This is a genomic window from Dyella caseinilytica (assembly GCF_016865235.1).
GTDB classification, from domain to species: Bacteria; Pseudomonadota; Gammaproteobacteria; order Xanthomonadales; family Rhodanobacteraceae; genus Dyella_B; species Dyella_B caseinilytica.
The window spans coordinates 4363062-4379882 of sequence record NZ_CP064030.1 but is presented as its reverse complement, the minus strand read 5'-3'; the positions used below and the strand labels follow the sequence as shown (position 1 = coordinate 4379882).

The following is a 16821-nucleotide window of genomic DNA, read 5'->3' as shown; positions in this document are numbered from 1 at the left end:
GCCTTCGCCGGGATGACGAGTGAAATACGGCAACATTGCGGGCAAAGCTCGCCCTCGCCACTCACCCCTCATCCCTTTACCCTTACGCGTCCGCTCCAAGACGCCGCCAGCCCAACCATGCGCCCCGATATCTACTTCGTCTATTTGCTGCTGCGCTTGTTCGGCCTGCTGCCCTTGCGTTGGTTGCAGGCGATCGGCGCGGGGTTGGGGCGGATGGCGTTGAAGCGTGGCGGCAGGATGGCCCGCTATACCGCGGTGAATATCGCGATCACCCGACCCGAACTCGACGATAAGGCACGCGCAGGTGTAGTGCGCGAAGCGATGATCGAGGGTGGCAAGTCGATCACAGAGATTGTGAAGATCTGGGGCGCTGGTGCGGAGCATGCCCTTGGCCTGGTGCGTGACGTGCGCGGTGAGGCATTGTTCGACGCGGCACTGGCTTCCGGTAAGGGCGTGATTATTGCCGCGCCGCATCTGGGTTGCTGGGAACTGCTCAATTACTGGCTGTGCCGTAAGACGTCGATGGCCATTCTGTACCGGCCGCCGCGCATTGCCGCGGTGGAGATGCTGTTGCGCAAAGTGCGTGGTGCGCTGGCGCCGGAACAGGTGCGTGCTGAAGGTGCAGGTGTGCGTACCTTGTACAAACGGCTGGCGTCGGGCGGCACGGTGGGCATTCTGCCGGACCAGAAGCCGCGCGCGGGCGAAGGCGAATTCGCGCCTTTCTTCGGGCGAGAGGCGATGACTATGGTGTTGCTGCCGCGGCTTGCTGCACGCACCGGCGCGACGGTGTTGTTTGCTTTCGCGGAGCGATTGCCACGTGGCGAGGGTTATCGCATTCACTTCCTGCCGGCACCGGAGGGCTTGGCGGATAACGATCTGCCGCGTGCATGCGCTGCGCTCAATCGAGGCGTGGAAGATTGCGTGAACATCGCGTTCGCGCAGTACCAGTGGCATTACAAGCGGTATTCGGCGGATAACCGGCCGAGCCCGTACGATCGCTGAAATACTTCCCCCGCCAGAATGGGGGAGCAGTTCCGTGCGAGCTACGGCTGCTCTTTTTCCAGTCGACGCAGAAATACCGTCATCTCTTTTTCCGCCTGTTTGTCGCCGCGCTTTTGCGCGGCGTCAATACCTCGCCGCCAGGCATCCGCGGCGCTGGTTGTATCGCCGCCGGCAGCGCACGCCTTGCCCAGCAGCTTCCACGCTGCGGAGTAGCTGGGATCGAAGGACACAGCGCGCCGAAATTCTTCGGTAGCAGCCGTGTGATCACCCTGTTCCAGCAAGGCATTGCCCAGCGAGAAGCGCAGGAGTGCGCCGTCACGCGGCCCGTTGCATTGAGCTCGCAGGCCAGCGATTAGCGCCGCGTTCATGGCTGCGTGCCGTATTGCGTGGTGATGGCGGTGGGGAACACCGTTGGCGGCTGTGCCGGTTCCGTGGGTGTGCGGCCGGCGTGCAGATCGGCCAAGGTGCGAGCGGGCCACACTTCCACCCATGATGAGCGGAAGGGCTGTGCCAACACGGCGTAGCGCAGCGCGGTGGGTTCGAGTTTGTCCGGATGGGTGATGATCAGCCCGTCCGGATGTGACGCGGCAAAATCCTGGATGTCCTGACCGTTCCACAGTTCGGTAACAGGCTGTGTCAGGCGTCCTGCGAAATGGAACTGGCCTTCATAGTTGCCCACGATGGCGACAGCATGGCCATCGGTTTGCGCGCTGGACAGAAGGCTGGATGTGGGGTTCAAGTCGTACTTGTGCCAAAGCGTCAGCGTGAACAGGGTGTTGAGGGCGAGTACGCCGACCAGGCCGGCCAAAGCGACCCGTCGCATCTCACCGCGTCCACGCACCAGCAGCAGCGCACCGAGCAGCAGAAACATCACGCTGAAGCTGCGGCTGTAGGGGGCAGCACCCTCGACCCATTCGCTGTGCAACTGATGACCTTGGGTCAGATAGGGCAGCGCAAACAGAAAACCGCCAAACAGGATGCTGCCAACGCCTAGCGGCCAGCTGCCCAGCCAATAGTTGTTGGCCAGTTTGTCGTTGCGTTCGCGCAATACGGCGATGGCGCCCGCGAGCAGCAGCATCCAGCCTGCGAATTCCGGCAGCAAGTAGTACCACTGCTTGCCGCTGATCACCGAGAACACCACGAACGAGGGAATCAGCCAGCACAACGCAAAGCGCAGTCCGTTATCCAGCGGTTTGCGCAGCGTGCCCAGCGCAACCCACACACGCGGCCATGCGCTGAACGGGAACAGCAGCATGGGCAGCGATATCAGATACCAGCCGAACCAGCGCGGATGACTCTGCAATTTCTGGTCGGTCTGGACACCCTTCACCACGCGGCCGGCGGTTTGCGTGAAGAATAGGCGATGGCGATAAGCATCGCCGCCGCTGAAACCTGCCGGAATGGCCCATGCCAGCAGCATCGCCAGGCCTAGCAGCACGGCCAGACCGCCGCGCGTATACCAGCGGCCGCGATGTTCGCGCGCCCAGTCATTCCACAGTGGGCCAAGCAGCCAGGGGAACGCGATGTGCAGCAACATCACCGGCCCTTTGGTCAGCAGGCCGGCGCCGATCAATAGCCCGAACAGCAGCCAGCGTGGCTCGGCGCGGTTCGCCTTGGGCGTCAGGCAAAGCAGCGCGCCCAGCACGCAGTCGACCAGCAGTACCTCGTACATGATCTGCAGGCCGAACAGGAATGCATACGACAGCGCCATCAACATCCACGGTGCCGCTTTCGCCACCCAGGGACGACTCGGAAACAGGCGGCTTGCCAGCAATGACACCAGCACCAGTTGCGCGCCGCCGAAGATCACTTCCAGCACGCGCGGCCATACGTCGCTGACGCCAAACACGAACCAGCCGGCATGGATCAGCCAGAACAGCAGCGGCACTTTCTCGCTGTAAGGCTCGCCGTTGATGTGCGGCACCAGCCAGTGATGCTCGCTCCACATCTCCCAGGCCACGGCGAGCGTGCGGGTGGAATACAGCGGCATCGGCCCATGCGAGAAGATCGCGATCAGGGCAACCAGGGTCCACAGCGGCAGCCACGGCCACAGGGCGCGCAGGTCTTCGGATCGGCGATAGTTATTCATGGACACAGGTTCTAAGGCCATCCGTCTTCTAAGGCCATCCGTCTCGGGTGGTCGTGATTCTACTGAGCTATGGGGGTGAACTGGCTGTGAGCGGCCCGACGGTCAGGCCGGACCCCAATAGCCGATGCGGCGGCGCAACTTCAGTTTGCGCCAGAAATTCAAGGGCTTGGATTTGCGATTGCGTCCGCCCGCGGCGATAAACGCATCAATCGCCTGTAGCACGCGCTCGCTGGAATGCCCGTCGCGATAGGGGTGGATGGCGTCGCCGAAGGCTTTGATGGCCTGCATCAATTCGGGTGGCCGTGACAGGGCGCGCTCGATCGCCGGTTCGAACTGGGTGGCGTCGTCGATGTCGATCAACTGCGGACCGGGTGCGCGGTTCTTGAAGGTCACCACCGGCTTGCCGGTGAGCAGGAATTCGCTGAGTGCAGAGGAGGTGTCCGAACACATCATGTCCACCTGCGGGAACAGGTCGAGGATGTTGTCGTTCTCGGCGAAGGTGAGGTACTCGTTCTGCAGCGCCTTGTACTTCGCGGTCGTCTCCGGATCCATCTTGGGATGGAAGGTGACGATCCAGCGCCAGCGGCCATCGCGCGAGAGGCGCTTCACTTCCTCGTACAGGGTTTCCGCCGCGCTCCACGAAGGGGAAAAGGTGGAGTGGTAAAGGATCACCGGTGGCTTGCGCACCGGCGGCACCTCGCCCGCGATTTCCTTCATGAAGGGGTCGAGCTTGGGCCAGCCGGTTTCGGTCACGGCGAAGTGGCCGAGCTTGTTCGCCAGCGCGCCGAACTGGGTGGTGTCGCGCGGACCGGTGGTGCAGTACAGATCAAAGAAACCGCGGATATACACGTGGCGCGGCTTGCCGGCGTTGAAGCCGTGGAACACTTCCACCTTCACGCCGGGGAAGAAGTGCGGCAGATGGTTGCCGGGCGTGAGCACCGCCACGGGATTCCAGCGGCGTACTTCGGACACGCTGAGCAAGCGTTCGCCTTCGACCAGATCTTCCGCGCCGGGGCCGTCGAAGAACCATGCAGCTTCATCGCCGCGTGCAAGGATGGCTTCCTGCACCGGGCGCAGGATGGCGAGCGCATAGCGTTCGGAACCGTAAAGCAGGTAATGCTTTTTAAGAGCGGGCTTCTTTTGAGCAGGCTTGGGCATCAATGATCCAGTCCGCTGCGCGTCAGGGCGTCGGCGGCGGTGTCGCGGGAAGCCGGATTCTGGCGCATTTCGTAGTAACGCATGCGTTTGTAAACCGCGTAGTTGGCGGCCGTCTGCGCAATGGCGTAGCCGCGCCAGCCGTCAAGAAAGCCCAGCCGCAGGAAGTAATCCTTGATGAAGGCCAGGGCAAACACGAACGGCGTCTGCCACATCCGCGCGGGCTTGTCTTTGTCGAGCCAGTCGCGGCACTTCAGTTCCGAGTACAGAAGCACCTTAAGCTGCTTCTCGACCAGGCTGGGGTTGTTGTCGTGAAGAAAGGGTGCATGGAACGTCACCGATGGACCGTTGAGCTGCAGCGACTCGTGCACGCGCACGTCGTTCCAGCGCGCGCGGTCGCGATGGTAGAAGCGGGCCATCTTCTCGCCCACGGCTGGCCGATACCAGCGCATCGGCTTGCCCATATAGATGAGGTGCCGGCGCAGGATGGCCGCCGCCGTGCCGCTTTTCATCAGTGCAGGAAGGCTTCGCTGCAGTTCGTCAGCCAGGGCGGGCGTGAGGTACTCGTCCGCATCCAGCGCAAGAATCCACGGATGGCTGCACTGCGTGGCGGCAAAGTTGCGCTGCGGACCGAAACCCAGCCATTCCTGTTGCACCACGCGCGCACCGTGTGTGCGGGCGATAGCCATGGTGTCGTCGGTGCTGCCGCTGTCGATGACCAGTTTTTCGGCGGCAAAAGGCACGCTGTCCAGGCAGCGTGCAATTTTTTGCGCCTCATTGCGGGTCATCACAACGAGCGTGAAGGGTAGAAGGGGCACCATGCATGCATTCTAGCGGAAGCTCTGCTGAGGACGATGCACCGCCAGGCCAAGGGCAGCAAGGCCTGCGGTCACAAGAATGGATACACATCGGATCAGTTCATTGCGTTTCAGTCATATTTAGGCAACATGCGCGGTATTCGGGCTGGTTCGATGGACGCTGCACGAAGCGGGGAGCGCTCTGGTGTTACCAAAAGCCAGGTAAGGCGTTGTGATGTGGACTTTGGGAAAAATCGTGCCTGCATGCAAATGAAAGAGCCAAACGTTGAGGCAACGCGCGAACACCCGTTTCGCTTGCAGTCGGGCTTGCCCAAGTGGGGGTACGCCTGGCTGCTGCTCGGCATGTGGTGGCTGTTGGTCGGCCTGGCGGCCGCTCCGGTGGGGGACAAGGTATGGAATCCCGGCAAGCCGTATCACGACAGCTTGCTGGTGTTGTTCATCGCGCCGGCGCTGTTCTGGGTATGGAAGCGGCGTGGTGCATTCCGCGAACGCGTGGTCGGCAGTGCGGATGCCTGGTTGCTGATGCTTTTTCTGGCATGGTCGGCGCTGTCTTCTGCGTGGGCGAACTACGGACACTTTGGCGACAACCTGTTTGTCGCCGTCTATGTGTTGTTGTTCGTGGTGACGTGGGCTGCCGTCGTGGCTGGCAACTCGCAGTGGTTTCAGCAGTTGCTGTTCTGGGGTGGTGTCGGTCTGGCGCTGAGTGCGCTGGGTGCGGTGGCGATGTTCCCGTGGCGAACCCTGCATACGATGATGTGGCAGGAGCAGGGGCGTGTCGTGGCATTCGGTGCCCTCGATAATCCCAATCTTGCAGGCTTTGCCTACGGTGCCGCCATTGTGTGGCTGGCGCAGACCACGGTACGTGGCCGCTGGCAGCACGTCATCCAGGTGCTTGCACTGGTCATGCTGTCGATTTTCGTGGTGATGACGTACAGCCGTGCCACGTGGCTGGCCATTTTGGCTGCGCAGGCGTGCATGCTGATCACGGCGCGGCATGGCCACGTTAAGCTGCGTGCACTGGCCATACTTGGACTGGCGGCACTGGCCATCGGACTGGGCGGTTGGCACTACGTCGAACAGCGCGGCATGTCGTATCGGCCACAAATCTTCGAGCGGGCTTGGGAACTCATCAGGGCCCATCCCTGGCATGGACTAGGCATGGGCAGCCATTACGAGATCCGGGTTGACGATCAGATCTGGACGCATAGCCACAATGCCTTCACCCATAACGCGATCATGCTTGGTATCCCGGCCGCCGTTTTGTGGGTGGTCATGTGGCTGATCGTGGGGTGGCGCGGATGGTTGTTCCGCCACGTTGCCACGGGCCGCTGCTTGCTGGCGCTGTGGGTGTTTGCGACGGTGGCCTTCCAGTTCGATGCGCCAGAGTTGATGCAAAAGCCCAGCGTGGAATGGCTGATGGGCTGGTTGCCGTTGGCGATCAGCATGGGTCTGGCATGGCGTGTCCGGGACAGCCAGCAGCACCACCAAAACGAGGTTGATGCATGATCGCCGCGGGCAAGCCGCACAAGGTGTCGCTGATCGTTATCACCTACAACTGGCCGCAAGCGCTCAAGCAAGTGCTGCTCAGCGTTGCGACGCAGACGCGTTTGCCCGATGAAGTCATCGTCGCCGATGACGGTTCGACCGACGACACCCGCGAACTGATTGCGTCGATGGCAGCGAACTTCCCGGTGCCGCTGCGTCATATCTGGCAAGAGGATCTTGGCTTCCGTGCAGCGCGCTGCCGCAATCTCGGCATTGCCGCCAGCCAGGGTGATTACGTGGTGCTGATCGATGGCGACATGGTGCTGCATCCGGCCTTCATCGCCGATCATCTGATGCTGGCCGAGCCCGGGTATTTTCTGCAGGGTGGTCGCTTCAAGACCACGGCGCGCGAAACCGCGCGCTTACTGGCGGGCGGTCGTCCGGTGTTTGCGCCGTGGGCCCACGTCGACTTTCACGTGTTCGATGGCATCCGTCGCATTTATTCGTTCCACGCGCCGAAGCTGGCGCGCTGGAAGGCAAAGGGCAAGAACGGCGGCCGTGTCATGAGCTGCAACATGAGCTTCTGGCGCGATGATCTTATTCGCGTCAACGGCTTCGATGAGCGCATGGAAGGTTATGGCGCGGAAGATCGCGAACTGGCCGCCCGACTTGAGAACGCCGGCTTGCGTCGCCGCCAGTTGAAATGGTGTGCATTGGGAGCGCATCTCGAGCATAAGACGCGTGCTCAAGTCGATGTCAACGATATGAGTCTGCCCAACAATCGCTTGTATCGCGCCACCATCACCGAACGCATCACCCGTTGCGATCAGGGCATCGATCAGCACGATTTCAAATCGTGATCTCAGCCAGCGCGGCGCCGATGCGTCGCGCAAAATCGACGTGATTATGCTCGAACCATTCGCGCGCCTTGGCGCCCAGAGCGGTAAGCTCCTCGTCGCTTGCCGATAGCAGGCGCTGCACGGCGACCTCCATGGCGGTTTCGTCGAAAAAATACGTCGTCGACATGCCCATGGTCGACGTGCCTTCATGGCGTATCAACATGCCGCGATCGGGCTGCACGAGTTCGTTCATGGGCGGTGCGTCAACGGTAACGGCAACGGCCGCCACGCCCATGGCCTCGACGAGATAGTGTCCCCATCCATCCGTTTCGGAGGTGCAGAGGTGAAACCAATGCTCGTTCTGCAGTCGATTGAGTTCGTGAAGTTGTGCTGGATCGGTGGGCGAGAGGTACTCCGCCCGATGCCGTAAATTTTCGGGGGATGGCTGCACTTTGGCGCGCGACGGATGCTGCAATACCGTCAACGCCGGCCAATCCGGATGCTTGCGCCACAATGCCAGCAGCCTTTCGGTGCCCTTGATCCAGCTGCCGCCAGCGAGATGGAAGAATTGGCGCTTTTTGGTTATCGATGGATCGTAATTATCGACACTGTCGAAACCTACCCAGGTCGTCGCGCAGCCACGCTCACGGAACAGCACTTCCGCATGCCTGGTTTTTGCCCAGATGCGGTCCATGCGCGACAAATGGCGCAAATCCCTTTTATCGAACCACTCGGGGTTGGGTAGCGCGATGTTGTACCGCGCCAATGGCAACTGCAGAGGCCAAAGGTGCTCGAACATGATGTTGATGTCGTAGACCGCCTTGCCGCGCAAGCGCGACCAGGCATGACGCCAATGACAATGAAGCGCGCGCCAGCGACGGCCGTGGCGCCAGCGCAGGCGCTCGTCTTCTTCACCCAGGCCGGTCATGTGTACCTCGCAACCGTGCGCTTTAAGCGCATTCGCGAGCAAGTTGGCGTCGCGGGACAGGCCGAGGCCGTTGTCGCGTACCACCAGATTCACGCTGAGCTTTGGACGTGTCATCGCGGTGTATCAGTCTGACGAGGCGCGACGTCGGCAATGGCTTGGAGAAACCGTTGGCGGAAGGTCCGCTGGTTGGTTTCGTACCATTCGCGCGCCGCGCGTCCCAATGCTTTTTGCTTTTCTTCCGGCATCGCGATGCATTGCTCGATGACGCCACGCATGGCATCCGGATCGAAGTCGTACAGCGTGGCTAGCTCTTGCGTGCCGGCCGTATGCGCCGACACCAACAGACCACGATCTTCGGTCACCAGCTCGTTCATGGGTTCGGCATCGGTGGTGATGGTGATGCAGCCGGTGCTCAGGCTTTCCACCAGGGAGTGACCATAGCCTTCGGTTTGCGAAGGGCACAAATGGAACAGGTTGGCGTTGTGCAGCTGCCGCAGGGTTTCTTCAGGAAGGTATTCGCGAATAAGTTGCACATTCGCCGGGAGCGCCTGCAGCTCGACGTGCTTGCGTCGCCACACGACCGTGAGCGGCGGCCATTGCGGATGCTGCGCCCAGAGCGCAAGCAAGGGGAGCGTGCCTTTATTGCCGCTGCGCCCCGGGCCATGAAGGAAGGTGGGAAGCCGCGCGACGTTTGTGTCCAGATAATCGGCGCCGGTGAAGCCGATAAACACAGTGCGGCAGCCACGCTCGCTGAAGATGCGTTCGGCATGACGCGTCTTGGCAAAGATGAAGTCGAAATGGGGCAGCTCCGGCAACCATTCGCTGCGAAACCATTCCGGATTCGGAATCAGGATGTTGATATGCGCCTGGTCGAAGGATTCGGGGCGCACATGTTCGAGCATGATGTTGATGTCGTAGCGCGCGTTGAGCTGTCCCTTGAACCAGCCGCGCAACAAGCGCCGCAGGCGGGCATGCAGACGACGCAGGCGATTGCTGAGCCGGCTGCGATGGCCCAGGCCGGTGATCGTTACATCATGTCCACCTTCGCGCAGCAGGTCGGCAAGCAAGTGCATGTCCCGGGTGAGACCGGCACCGTTGTCGCGTGCGATGAGGTTGATATTGCTCATGGCTGATTTGCTGCAGGGTGTAGTGGCGGCTGCGGATTATTCACCAGTATCTTCATCGGTGCTGGCTGGCGGAGGCACGCAGCCCGGAACCACGGCATCGGCCTTGAACAGCCACCAGTCACGACGATTGGCGTGGCCCATGTTGATGGCCTTGCTGCGGTCAACGCAATGACCCATGGCCGGTTCCTGCACGAACAGCCAGCGTGTCGCCGGCGCAGCGATTTGCCATTGCGCCGCCTGAGCAAACTGTTGTGAAGTGGGCGCATTGAAGCCGAAATCGATTGCAGGACGGCCGAGCATCAGCATGTTCTGCTCTTTCCAGTCGACCATGGCGATCTCGTCCTGCGCAGCAAGGCGTGTGCGTACATTCGCCATCAGTTCGGAGGCTGAGCTGCTGCCGTTGAGCAGCGGGTAGGCCCACAGGCCAACCACGGACCACAGCGCGAGCATGCCGCCCGCGATGGCGAAGTGAACGCGCCGCAGTCGGAAGATGGCCAGCAGCAACCATTGCGCGGCGCCGATGACGATGCACATCCACCACAGGCTGTCGGCTGGACCATCGAAACCGCGTTCATAGGCGAGCTTGGTGGCGAACGCAGGGTGAGCCAGCAGAGCATAGGCGCCGAGCGCCAACATGCCGCCGCCCATCACCACAAGGAATGCGGTACAAAGCGCGCGCAGCCAACGCGTCGAAAGCATGGCTTCCAGATACGGCGCGGTGATCAGCGCCAGCATCGGCACGATGGGCAGGATGTACACGTCGCGCTTGCCTGCCGATGCGCTAAAAAACAACAGCACTAGCACAATCCAGCCGAGCGGCAGCAGGATGCGCGCATCTTTCGCTTTCAGCGCCTGCCACCAGCGCGGGAAAGTGCCGGGATAGGTCAGCGACAGCGGCAACCACGCGTACAGCATGATCGGCAAGTAATAGAATTTCGATTGCACGTGATGCCAGGCGTGCGCGTAACGTCCCGCGGTCTGGTGGAACAGGATGTTGTTGACGTAGGCCGCGTAGATGGGATTGTCCGTGTGTGCTCGCGCTGCCAGCAGCATCGGCACTAGCCACAGCCCGATGGCGGCCAATGTCGCCACCAGGCCAAGCAGCCAGCGCCACCATGCGCCAGGAGCCATCTGTGTTGCGCCATCCCAGCGGCGCACAGCGGCCCCTAGATAAGGCAGCAGCATCAGCAAGGCGAGGAAACCCACGCCCTTGGTGATCACGCCCAGGCCGGCGCAGAAACAGCCAAACCAGTACATTCGCCAGTTCGGACCGCAGAGCAGGTGACGCAGCAGACCCCAGTTCGCTGCGGTGATGAAGAACACCACCAGCGGATCGATCTGCGCACGTTTGGCCTGGAACACAAACTGGATGCACATCAATGTGGCCATCGCGGCGTAGATGCCTACTTTGCGATTCCACAAACGCCGCCCAAGATCGTAGACAAGCAACAAGGTGCCCAGCGCCGACAGGAACGAGGGCAACATGAAGGCGATGCGCCAGTTTCGCACGATCTCGAAGCTGGCGGCCTCCAGCCACATCAGCATGGGCGGTTTGTCGGCGTAGAGCTCCACGCCGCGATGCGGGAACAGCCAGTCGCCGCTTTCCACCATCTGCTTGGCGGCAAGGGTGAAGCGTGGTTCGTCAGAAGGCCACGGATTGCGCAGGCCGATGCCGAGACCAAGCATCAGGATGGCGAATAGCGCCAGCAGCCAGAATCGGCGGCGTTCCGATACTGAGGCCCTCAGAAGGTTTGGGTGAGGGGCTGCGCTTGCCATAGATCCCATTATTTTTCGGTGTGGCTTATTGAGTGGGGCTCATTGGAGCAAATGAGTCTTACCGCAAGATTGGGCTCTCACCCCAACCCTCTCTCCCACCGGGACCGCGTTCGGGTTACCCGAAAGGGAGGGGGCGCAAAGGCTCAGCACCGCTCGAACACGGCATAGTACATGCCGTCGAGATCGCCTTCGCCCGGCAGGATCTGCCAGCCGCACGTGGCGGCTTGCCCGACCGGCAAGTGCACGGGCACGGCTCGCACGTCATCACGACCCGTAAAGAAGCTCTCGACGACGGCCTCGTTTTCCGCGCGGAGCAGCGAACAGGTGATGTAGACCAGACGCCCGCCCGGCGCGAGCAGCGGCCATAGCGCGGCAAGAATGCGTCGCTGTTGCGCCACCAGTGCGTCGATATCGCTGGCTCGGCGATGCAATCGCACATCGGGACGCCGCCGCAGGACGCCGGTCGCCGAGCAGGGAGCGTCGATCAGGATGCGGTCAAAAGGCTGGCCATCCCACCACTTTGACGGCTCGCCGGCATCGCCCACGCGCACGTCCGCCTGCAAGCCCAGACGATCCAGATTCTGTTGGATGCGTGTGGCGCGCGCGGCGTCGAATTCCAGCGCGGTGAGCGCGATATCCGCGCGTTCCAGCAGATGGCAGGCCTTGCCGCCCGGTGCGGCGCAGGCGTCGAGTATGCGTTGACCGTTGCGCACATCCGCAACATCTGCAGCGACTTGTGCGGCGCCGTCCTGCACCGCAAACAAGCCTTCGGCAAAACCCGGCATGCGGGTGACATCGCTGCTGTGCGGCAGCACGATGCCGTCGGCCAGCCAGGGATGCGGATCGGCCGTGTAGCCTGCGGCGCGCAATTGTTCGGCCAGCGCGTCGCGCGTCACGCGGCGACGGTTTGCGCGCAACATCAGTGGCGGCTCGCGATTACCGTCGGCGAGCACGCCATCCTGTTGCGTCGGCCAGTCGGCGGCAATGGCTTTGACCAGCCACGGCGGCATGGCGTAACGCGTCTGCGGTTGGGCATCGAGCTTGGCCAGCAGTTCCACGCGTTCGCGCTGCCAGCGGCGCAGCACGGCATTGGCGAGGCCGGCCAGGCGTGGACGCTTGAGTGCACGCGTGGCTTCCACGGTGGCGGCGACGGCGGCGTAGTCCTGCAGTTGGAGTACTTCCAACTGCACCAGTCCGAGCACCAACAGCGCGTGCACCTCCGGCTCTTTGCGGCGCAGCGGTTTGTCCAGCAGATGATCGAGGGCTGCATCGAAGCGCAGCCACCAGCGTGCGCCGTCGCTGAGCAAGGCCATCAGCAAGGCGCGATCACGCGGATCGCGCAGTTGCGGCGCCTTTTGTTCCATCGCTTGGCGCAGCGATATGCCGCGGAGTGCGACATCCGCCAGCGCCTGCGCGGCCAGTGCGCGGGTATCGGTCATCGGTTGCCGCGCAGCTCAGGGCGTGCATTGAGATAGTCGGCAGCACTGATGCGCTTGCTGCCCGCGCGTTGTAAGGCGGTGACGCGCAGCACGCCATCGCCACAGGCGATATCGATGCCCTCGCGGCGCGCCATGATCACACTGCCTGGCGCGGTCTGCGTGTCATGCTCGATGGCGTGCGCGGCCCAGATGCGCAGGTTTTCACCGGCTATCTCGCCTTCGGCCACCGGCCAGGGATCGAAGGCGCGGACCTGATGTTCCAGCGCAAGCGCGGGCTGGGTGAAATCCAGTCGCGCTTCTGCCTTCTCCAGTTTGTGCGCGTACATCACGCCTTCTTCGGACTGGGGGCGTGCTTGCAGTGTTTCATGGGCAAGGATGCGGCCAAGACCTTCGGTGAGGACATCTGCGCCGAGCAGGGAGAGCCGGTCATGCAGCGTGCCGCCCGTATCCTCGCGGCTGATCGGGGTGCGGCGTTCGAGCAGCACCGGTCCGGTGTCGAGACCTGCTTCCATGTGCATCAGGTCCACGCCGGTTTCCGCATCGCCCGCGAGAATGGCGCGCTGGATCGGCGCCGCACCACGCCAGCGCGGTAGCAAGCTGGCATGGACGTTCCAGCAGCCAAGGCGGGGAATGGCCAGTACCTTGCGCGACAGGATCAGCCCGTACGCCACCACCACCATCAGGTCGGGACGGTAAGCCGCCAGTTTTTCGCGTGCTTCGGCACTCTTCAATGTTTCGGGTTGTTCGACGGGAATGCCGGCTGCCAGCGCGGCTTCCTTGACCGGGCTTGGCGTGAGTTTGCGTCCACGGCCAGCCGGTCTGTCGGGTTGCGTATAGACCGCCACCACTTCAGCGCCGCTGGTGCGGCAGGCCTCAAGACAGGGGACGGAGAATTCCGGCGTGCCGGCGAAAACAACGCGAAAGGGATGCACGAATCTGTTCCGGTAGGTGGCGCGGGACGATGGGTTCGCAACGGGGTGAGCGCGGGCGACCCGCTTGCCGGCCCGATGCCTTCGTGGGGCGCACAGTACTGCGTTACCTACGCCTGCACAGGACCGCGCCGGATTCTATGCGGTCAGCCGTTTGCGGCCTGCTTGCGCTGCTTTTCCATGCGCTTGAGCAGGATCGAGCGCTTCAGCGGCGACAGGTAGTCCACAAAGACTTTGCCGGCCAGATGATCCATTTCATGCTGGATGCATACCGCCAGCGGGCCTTCCACTTCCAATTCAAAGGTCTTGCCTTCCACATCCTGCGCGCGAACCTTCACTTTCAGCGCGCGGGTCACGTCCGCATAGATGCCGGGGAAGGAGAGGCAGCCTTCCTCATAGACTTGCGAGCCTTCTTTCTCGATGATCTCGGCGTTGATCAGCGCCAGGGGCTGATTGCGCTCTTCGCTCATGTCGGCCACCAGTACGCGCTTGTGCACGTTGACCTGGGTGGCGGCCAGGCCGACACCATTGGCGGCGTACATCGTCTCGAACATGTCATCGACGAACTGTTTCAATGGAGCATCGAAAACCGAGACCGGTTCGGCCTTGGTGCGCAGTCGCGGATCAGGGAATTCAAGAATGGTCAGTACGGACATGAGCTTTTACCTCGGGCGCCGGATTTGCGGGCGAATTGGTAAAAAGCCAACCCCGGCGCGGTCTAGAATGTGGATATTCTACTTGGTTCAACATGTTGTCGGCGCACGATTTTGCCAACTGGGCACGTGTTGCTTGGGTTAACGGTTCGGTTACACTCGCCCGAGCATCGGGGGTAAGGGGGAATCCCGTTTATGATCAGAAAGTCCATTGGGCTGCTGGCCGGCATGCTGGTCACAGTGGCCGTTTTTGCGGCCGGTACCCAGCTTCGTGCCGATCACCCTGACAGCTATACCGTGCATCGGGGCGACACCCTGTGGAGCATTTCCGCACGTTTCCTTTCCAAGCCTTGGCTATGGCCGGAAATCTGGCAGGCCAATCCTCAGGTGCGCAATCCGCATCTGATTTATCCAGGCGACGTGCTCGATCTGTCCTTTATCAATGGTGGTCCGTCGCTGCGGCTGGAACCGGCCATTCATCACGAAGGCGAAGCGATTCCGGCGATTCCGGTCGATCAGCTCAAGCCGTTCCTGCGCGACTCACGCGTGGTGGATCCGGATGCGGTCAAGAGCGCGCCGTACGTGATGGGCTTCGAGGAAGGTGATATCACCGGCACCTCGGGCCGCAATCTCTACGTGCGCAACCTCAATGCCGTGCCGGGCCAGCGTTGGGCGATCGTGCGTCCCACCCATGTATTCCGCACCTACGGCAACTCGGAAGCTGAGGACAGCGACGACATGGCGGCCAATCTGGTCGACAGCGACGTGGCAACCTCACGCACGCCGTGGGTGGAAGATTGGGCCACCGATCTTGGCCGCGCCACGCCCAACCACACGTTCCGGGGCAAGACCCTGGCGATGGAAGTGGAAGTGATCGGCCAGGCCGAAGTGCTGCGTGGCGGTGATCCATCGACCTTGCTGCTGCTCAGCTCGATCATGGAAATCCGCGCCGGCGACCGCCTGATGCCGGTCGACGACAATCCGTATGACCCGTACTACTACCCGCATCCGCCCAAGACCCTGCCAGCCGATGGACGCGTGATTGCCTTCTCTCACGAGCGCATGACCCAGGTCGGCCCGAACGACGTGGTGGTGCTGTCGATCGGTTCGAAGGATGGTGTCGACAATGGCACGACGTTCTCGCTGTGGCAGCCGGGTGAACAGGTGCAGGACGACGTGGCTCACGACGTGTGGAATCGCTATGCCTACAAGCCGGTCACCTTGCCGGATGAGTACGTGGGCCACGTGATGATCTTCCGCACCTTCAACCGCGTGAGCTATGGCTTGGTGATGGATGGCCTCAAGCCGGTTCACCTTGGCGCCAAGGTGAAGATGCCGGAGTAAATTCGGACAACACACCCACAGCACGGCGCGGTCATCCCGCGCCGTTGTTGTTTCTGGACGTCGCGTAGACTCGCGGCATGAACAAACAAGCGGAACTGCGGGATTGGCTGATCGTCCTGCGCACGCCCCGATTGGGGCCGGTTGGGCTGCGGGAGCTGTTGTCTTCGGCAGGAAGCATTAGTCAGGTACTGGCGCAACTCCAGCGTCAGGCATCGTCGCTCGATGCCAAGGCCCAGGCATGGCTCAAACAGCCGGATGAAGCACGGATCGCCGCCGATCTGGCGTGGCTGGCCGAACCAGGCCATCAGCTGCTGCGTTGCACGGAAGCGGATTTTCCTCCCCAGTTGGAAAGCGTTCCGCAGCCGCCGGTGGCGCTGTTTGTCAGCGGCGATGCCAGCTTGCTGCTACGGCCGCAGGTGGCGATTGTGGGCGCGCGCAACGCGACTGCTGCCGGCCAATCCACGGCGCGCACCTTTGCCAACTATCTGGCGCAGGCGGGTTTCGTCATCACCAGCGGCCTCGCTGATGGCATCGATGGCGTTGCACATGAAGCGGCATTGGATGCCGGCTTGGCTACCGTGGCGGTGATCGGCACGGGGCCGGATCGGGTGTATCCACGCAGGCATAGCGGGCTGTCGGCACGGATGGAGGCGCAAGGTGCGCTGGTCAGCGAGTTCCCACCAGGCACGGCCGCCCGTGCCGATCATTTCCCGCGACGCAATCGCATCATTGCCGGACTCTCGCTGGGCACACTGGTGGTGGAGGCCGGGCTGCAATCGGGCTCCCTGATTACCGCCCGGCTGGCTGGAGAACAGGGACGGGAGGTATTCGCCGTGCCCGGTTCCATCCATAATCCGCTCGCGCGCGGTTGTCACCGCCTGATCCGGGACGGTGCGCGGCTGGTCGAAAGTGCCCCGGAGATCGTCGAAACCTTGGTTCCCGCCGCGCGAGCGCTGGGGACCGAGCTGGCCTTGCGCCTGGAGCGAGCACCGGCAATCAAGGCGGAACGCGGTCAGGCGGCGGCTGGTGGCTGGCGCGACGATCCGGAGTACCAACGGCTGCTGGAGGTGCTCGGGCACGATCCAGCGGCGTTGGACGAGCTGGCGGAGCGTACCGGGCAAAATGCCTCCGCACTGTCATCCATGCTGCTCATGCTGGAGCTGGAAGGTTGTATCGAAGGCCTGCCTGGGGGTCGTTACCAACGATTGCCAGGAGTGTGAACCTGCCTTCAAACGGC

General features: G+C 62.3%; 15 protein-coding genes. 5 read left to right on the top strand and 10 right to left on the bottom strand.

Features of this window, described 5'->3' with window-relative positions; genetic code table 11:
- Nucleotides 1-117 precede the first annotated feature (117 nt).
- Nucleotides 118-1002: an LpxL/LpxP family acyltransferase gene (locus ISN74_RS19330; protein ID WP_188795509.1), complete on the top strand. Its 885-nt coding sequence runs from the start codon at nucleotides 118-120 to the stop codon at nucleotides 1000-1002.
- 41 nt (nucleotides 1003-1043) lie between these two features.
- Here the strand turns inward: ISN74_RS19330 and ISN74_RS19325 are convergent, their stop codons facing one another.
- From ISN74_RS19325 to ISN74_RS19310, 4 genes are all read right to left on the bottom strand, one after another.
- Entirely contained in the window at nucleotides 1044-1370 is a 327-nt protein-coding gene (locus ISN74_RS19325; protein ID WP_188795507.1) for a tetratricopeptide repeat protein, read from the bottom strand.
- Nucleotides 1367-3097 (bottom strand): ArnT family glycosyltransferase, encoded by a 1731-nt coding sequence (locus ISN74_RS19320; protein ID WP_188799387.1) that lies wholly within the window; start codon nucleotides 3095-3097, stop codon nucleotides 1367-1369. The genes ISN74_RS19325 and ISN74_RS19320 overlap by 4 nt, the downstream gene beginning before the upstream one ends.
- A gap of 96 nt (nucleotides 3098-3193) precedes the next feature.
- Nucleotides 3194-4249, bottom strand: a complete 1056-nt coding sequence (locus ISN74_RS19315) for a CDP-glycerol glycerophosphotransferase family protein (protein WP_188795505.1) — start codon at nucleotides 4247-4249, stop codon at nucleotides 3194-3196.
- Nucleotides 4249-5067 carry a glycosyltransferase family 2 protein gene (locus ISN74_RS19310; RefSeq protein WP_188795503.1) on the bottom strand — a complete coding sequence of 273 codons (819 nt, stop codon included), beginning with the start codon at nucleotides 5065-5067 and terminating at the stop codon, nucleotides 4249-4251. Before ISN74_RS19310 ends, ISN74_RS19315 begins: the two co-directional genes overlap by 1 nt.
- Before the next feature lie 246 nt (nucleotides 5068-5313).
- Here ISN74_RS19310 and ISN74_RS19305 point away from each other — a divergent pair, with 246 nt between their 5' ends.
- Both ISN74_RS19305 and ISN74_RS19300 read left to right on the top strand, forming a co-directional pair.
- The gene (locus ISN74_RS19305; protein WP_188795501.1) at nucleotides 5314-6570 is read left to right on the top strand and encodes an O-antigen ligase family protein; all 1257 of its coding nucleotides are present in this window, start codon (nucleotides 5314-5316) and stop codon (nucleotides 6568-6570) included.
- A complete protein-coding gene (locus tag ISN74_RS19300; protein WP_188795499.1) occupies nucleotides 6567-7409 on the top strand; it encodes a glycosyltransferase family 2 protein in 843 nt (280 codons plus the stop codon). Before ISN74_RS19305 ends, ISN74_RS19300 begins: the two co-directional genes overlap by 4 nt.
- Here the strand turns inward: ISN74_RS19300 and ISN74_RS19295 are convergent.
- The 6 genes from ISN74_RS19295 to def all read right to left on the bottom strand — a co-directional run bounded on the left by ISN74_RS19295 (nucleotide 7399) and on the right by def (nucleotide 14243).
- Nucleotides 7399-8430: a glycosyl transferase family 1 gene (locus tag ISN74_RS19295; protein ID WP_188795497.1), complete on the bottom strand. Its 1032-nt coding sequence runs from the start codon at nucleotides 8428-8430 to the stop codon at nucleotides 7399-7401. The genes ISN74_RS19300 and ISN74_RS19295 overlap by 11 nt on opposite strands.
- Entirely contained in the window at nucleotides 8427-9443 is a 1017-nt protein-coding gene (locus ISN74_RS19290) for a glycosyltransferase (RefSeq protein ID WP_188795495.1), read from the bottom strand. Before ISN74_RS19290 ends, ISN74_RS19295 begins: the two co-directional genes overlap by 4 nt.
- Nucleotides 9444-9479: 36 nt before the next feature.
- The gene (locus ISN74_RS19285; protein WP_188795493.1) at nucleotides 9480-11219 is read right to left on the bottom strand and encodes an ArnT family glycosyltransferase; all 1740 of its coding nucleotides are present in this window, start codon (nucleotides 11217-11219) and stop codon (nucleotides 9480-9482) included.
- Nucleotides 11220-11362: 143 nt separating this feature from the next.
- The gene (rsmB, locus tag ISN74_RS19280; protein ID WP_188795491.1) at nucleotides 11363-12658 is read right to left on the bottom strand and encodes a 16S rRNA (cytosine(967)-C(5))-methyltransferase RsmB; all 1296 of its coding nucleotides are present in this window, start codon (nucleotides 12656-12658) and stop codon (nucleotides 11363-11365) included.
- On the bottom strand, nucleotides 12655-13590 hold the full coding sequence (gene fmt, locus ISN74_RS19275; RefSeq protein WP_188795489.1) for a methionyl-tRNA formyltransferase: 936 nt from the start codon (nucleotides 13588-13590) through the stop codon (nucleotides 12655-12657). Before fmt ends, rsmB begins: the two co-directional genes overlap by 4 nt.
- Nucleotides 13591-13733: 143 nt before the next feature.
- Nucleotides 13734-14243, bottom strand: a complete 510-nt coding sequence (gene def, locus ISN74_RS19270) for a peptide deformylase (protein ID WP_188795487.1) — start codon at nucleotides 14241-14243, stop codon at nucleotides 13734-13736.
- 192 nt (nucleotides 14244-14435) lie between these two features.
- Here def and ISN74_RS19265 point away from each other — a divergent pair, with 192 nt between their 5' ends.
- A complete protein-coding gene (locus ISN74_RS19265) occupies nucleotides 14436-15584 on the top strand; it encodes a LysM peptidoglycan-binding domain-containing protein (protein ID WP_188795486.1) in 1149 nt (382 codons plus the stop codon).
- A gap of 77 nt (nucleotides 15585-15661) precedes the next feature.
- Complete coding sequence (dprA, locus tag ISN74_RS19260) at nucleotides 15662-16804, top strand: DNA-processing protein DprA (protein WP_188795484.1); 1143 nt, start codon at nucleotides 15662-15664, stop codon at nucleotides 16802-16804.
- Nucleotides 16805-16821 lie beyond the last annotated feature (17 nt).

What these genes read in the sequence shown, in the direction of transcription:
- ISN74_RS19330 (WP_188795509.1), top strand. Translation starts at nt 118, where the DNA reads ATGCGCCCCGATATCTACTTCGTCTATTTGCTGCTGCGCTTGTTCGGC.
- ISN74_RS19325 (WP_188795507.1), bottom strand. Translation starts at nt 1,370, where the DNA reads ATGAACGCGGCGCTAATCGCTGGCCTGCGAGCTCAATGCAACGGGCCG.
- ISN74_RS19315 (WP_188795505.1), bottom strand. Translation starts at nt 4,249, where the DNA reads ATGCCCAAGCCTGCTCAAAAGAAGCCCGCTCTTAAAAAGCATTACCTG.
- ISN74_RS19310 (WP_188795503.1), bottom strand. Translation starts at nt 5,067, where the DNA reads ATGGTGCCCCTTCTACCCTTCACGCTCGTTGTGATGACCCGCAATGAG.
- ISN74_RS19305 (WP_188795501.1), top strand. Translation starts at nt 5,314, where the DNA reads ATGAAAGAGCCAAACGTTGAGGCAACGCGCGAACACCCGTTTCGCTTG.
- ISN74_RS19300 (WP_188795499.1), top strand. Translation starts at nt 6,567, where the DNA reads ATGATCGCCGCGGGCAAGCCGCACAAGGTGTCGCTGATCGTTATCACC.
- ISN74_RS19295 (WP_188795497.1), bottom strand. Translation starts at nt 8,430, where the DNA reads ATGACACGTCCAAAGCTCAGCGTGAATCTGGTGGTACGCGACAACGGC.
- ISN74_RS19290 (WP_188795495.1), bottom strand. Translation starts at nt 9,443, where the DNA reads ATGAGCAATATCAACCTCATCGCACGCGACAACGGTGCCGGTCTCACC.
- ISN74_RS19285 (WP_188795493.1), bottom strand. Translation starts at nt 11,219, where the DNA reads ATGGCAAGCGCAGCCCCTCACCCAAACCTTCTGAGGGCCTCAGTATCG.
- rsmB (WP_188795491.1), bottom strand. Translation starts at nt 12,658, where the DNA reads ATGACCGATACCCGCGCACTGGCCGCGCAGGCGCTGGCGGATGTCGCA.
- def (WP_188795487.1), bottom strand. Translation starts at nt 14,243, where the DNA reads ATGTCCGTACTGACCATTCTTGAATTCCCTGATCCGCGACTGCGCACC.
- ISN74_RS19265 (WP_188795486.1), top strand. Translation starts at nt 14,436, where the DNA reads ATGATCAGAAAGTCCATTGGGCTGCTGGCCGGCATGCTGGTCACAGTG.
- dprA (WP_188795484.1), top strand. Translation starts at nt 15,662, where the DNA reads ATGAACAAACAAGCGGAACTGCGGGATTGGCTGATCGTCCTGCGCACG.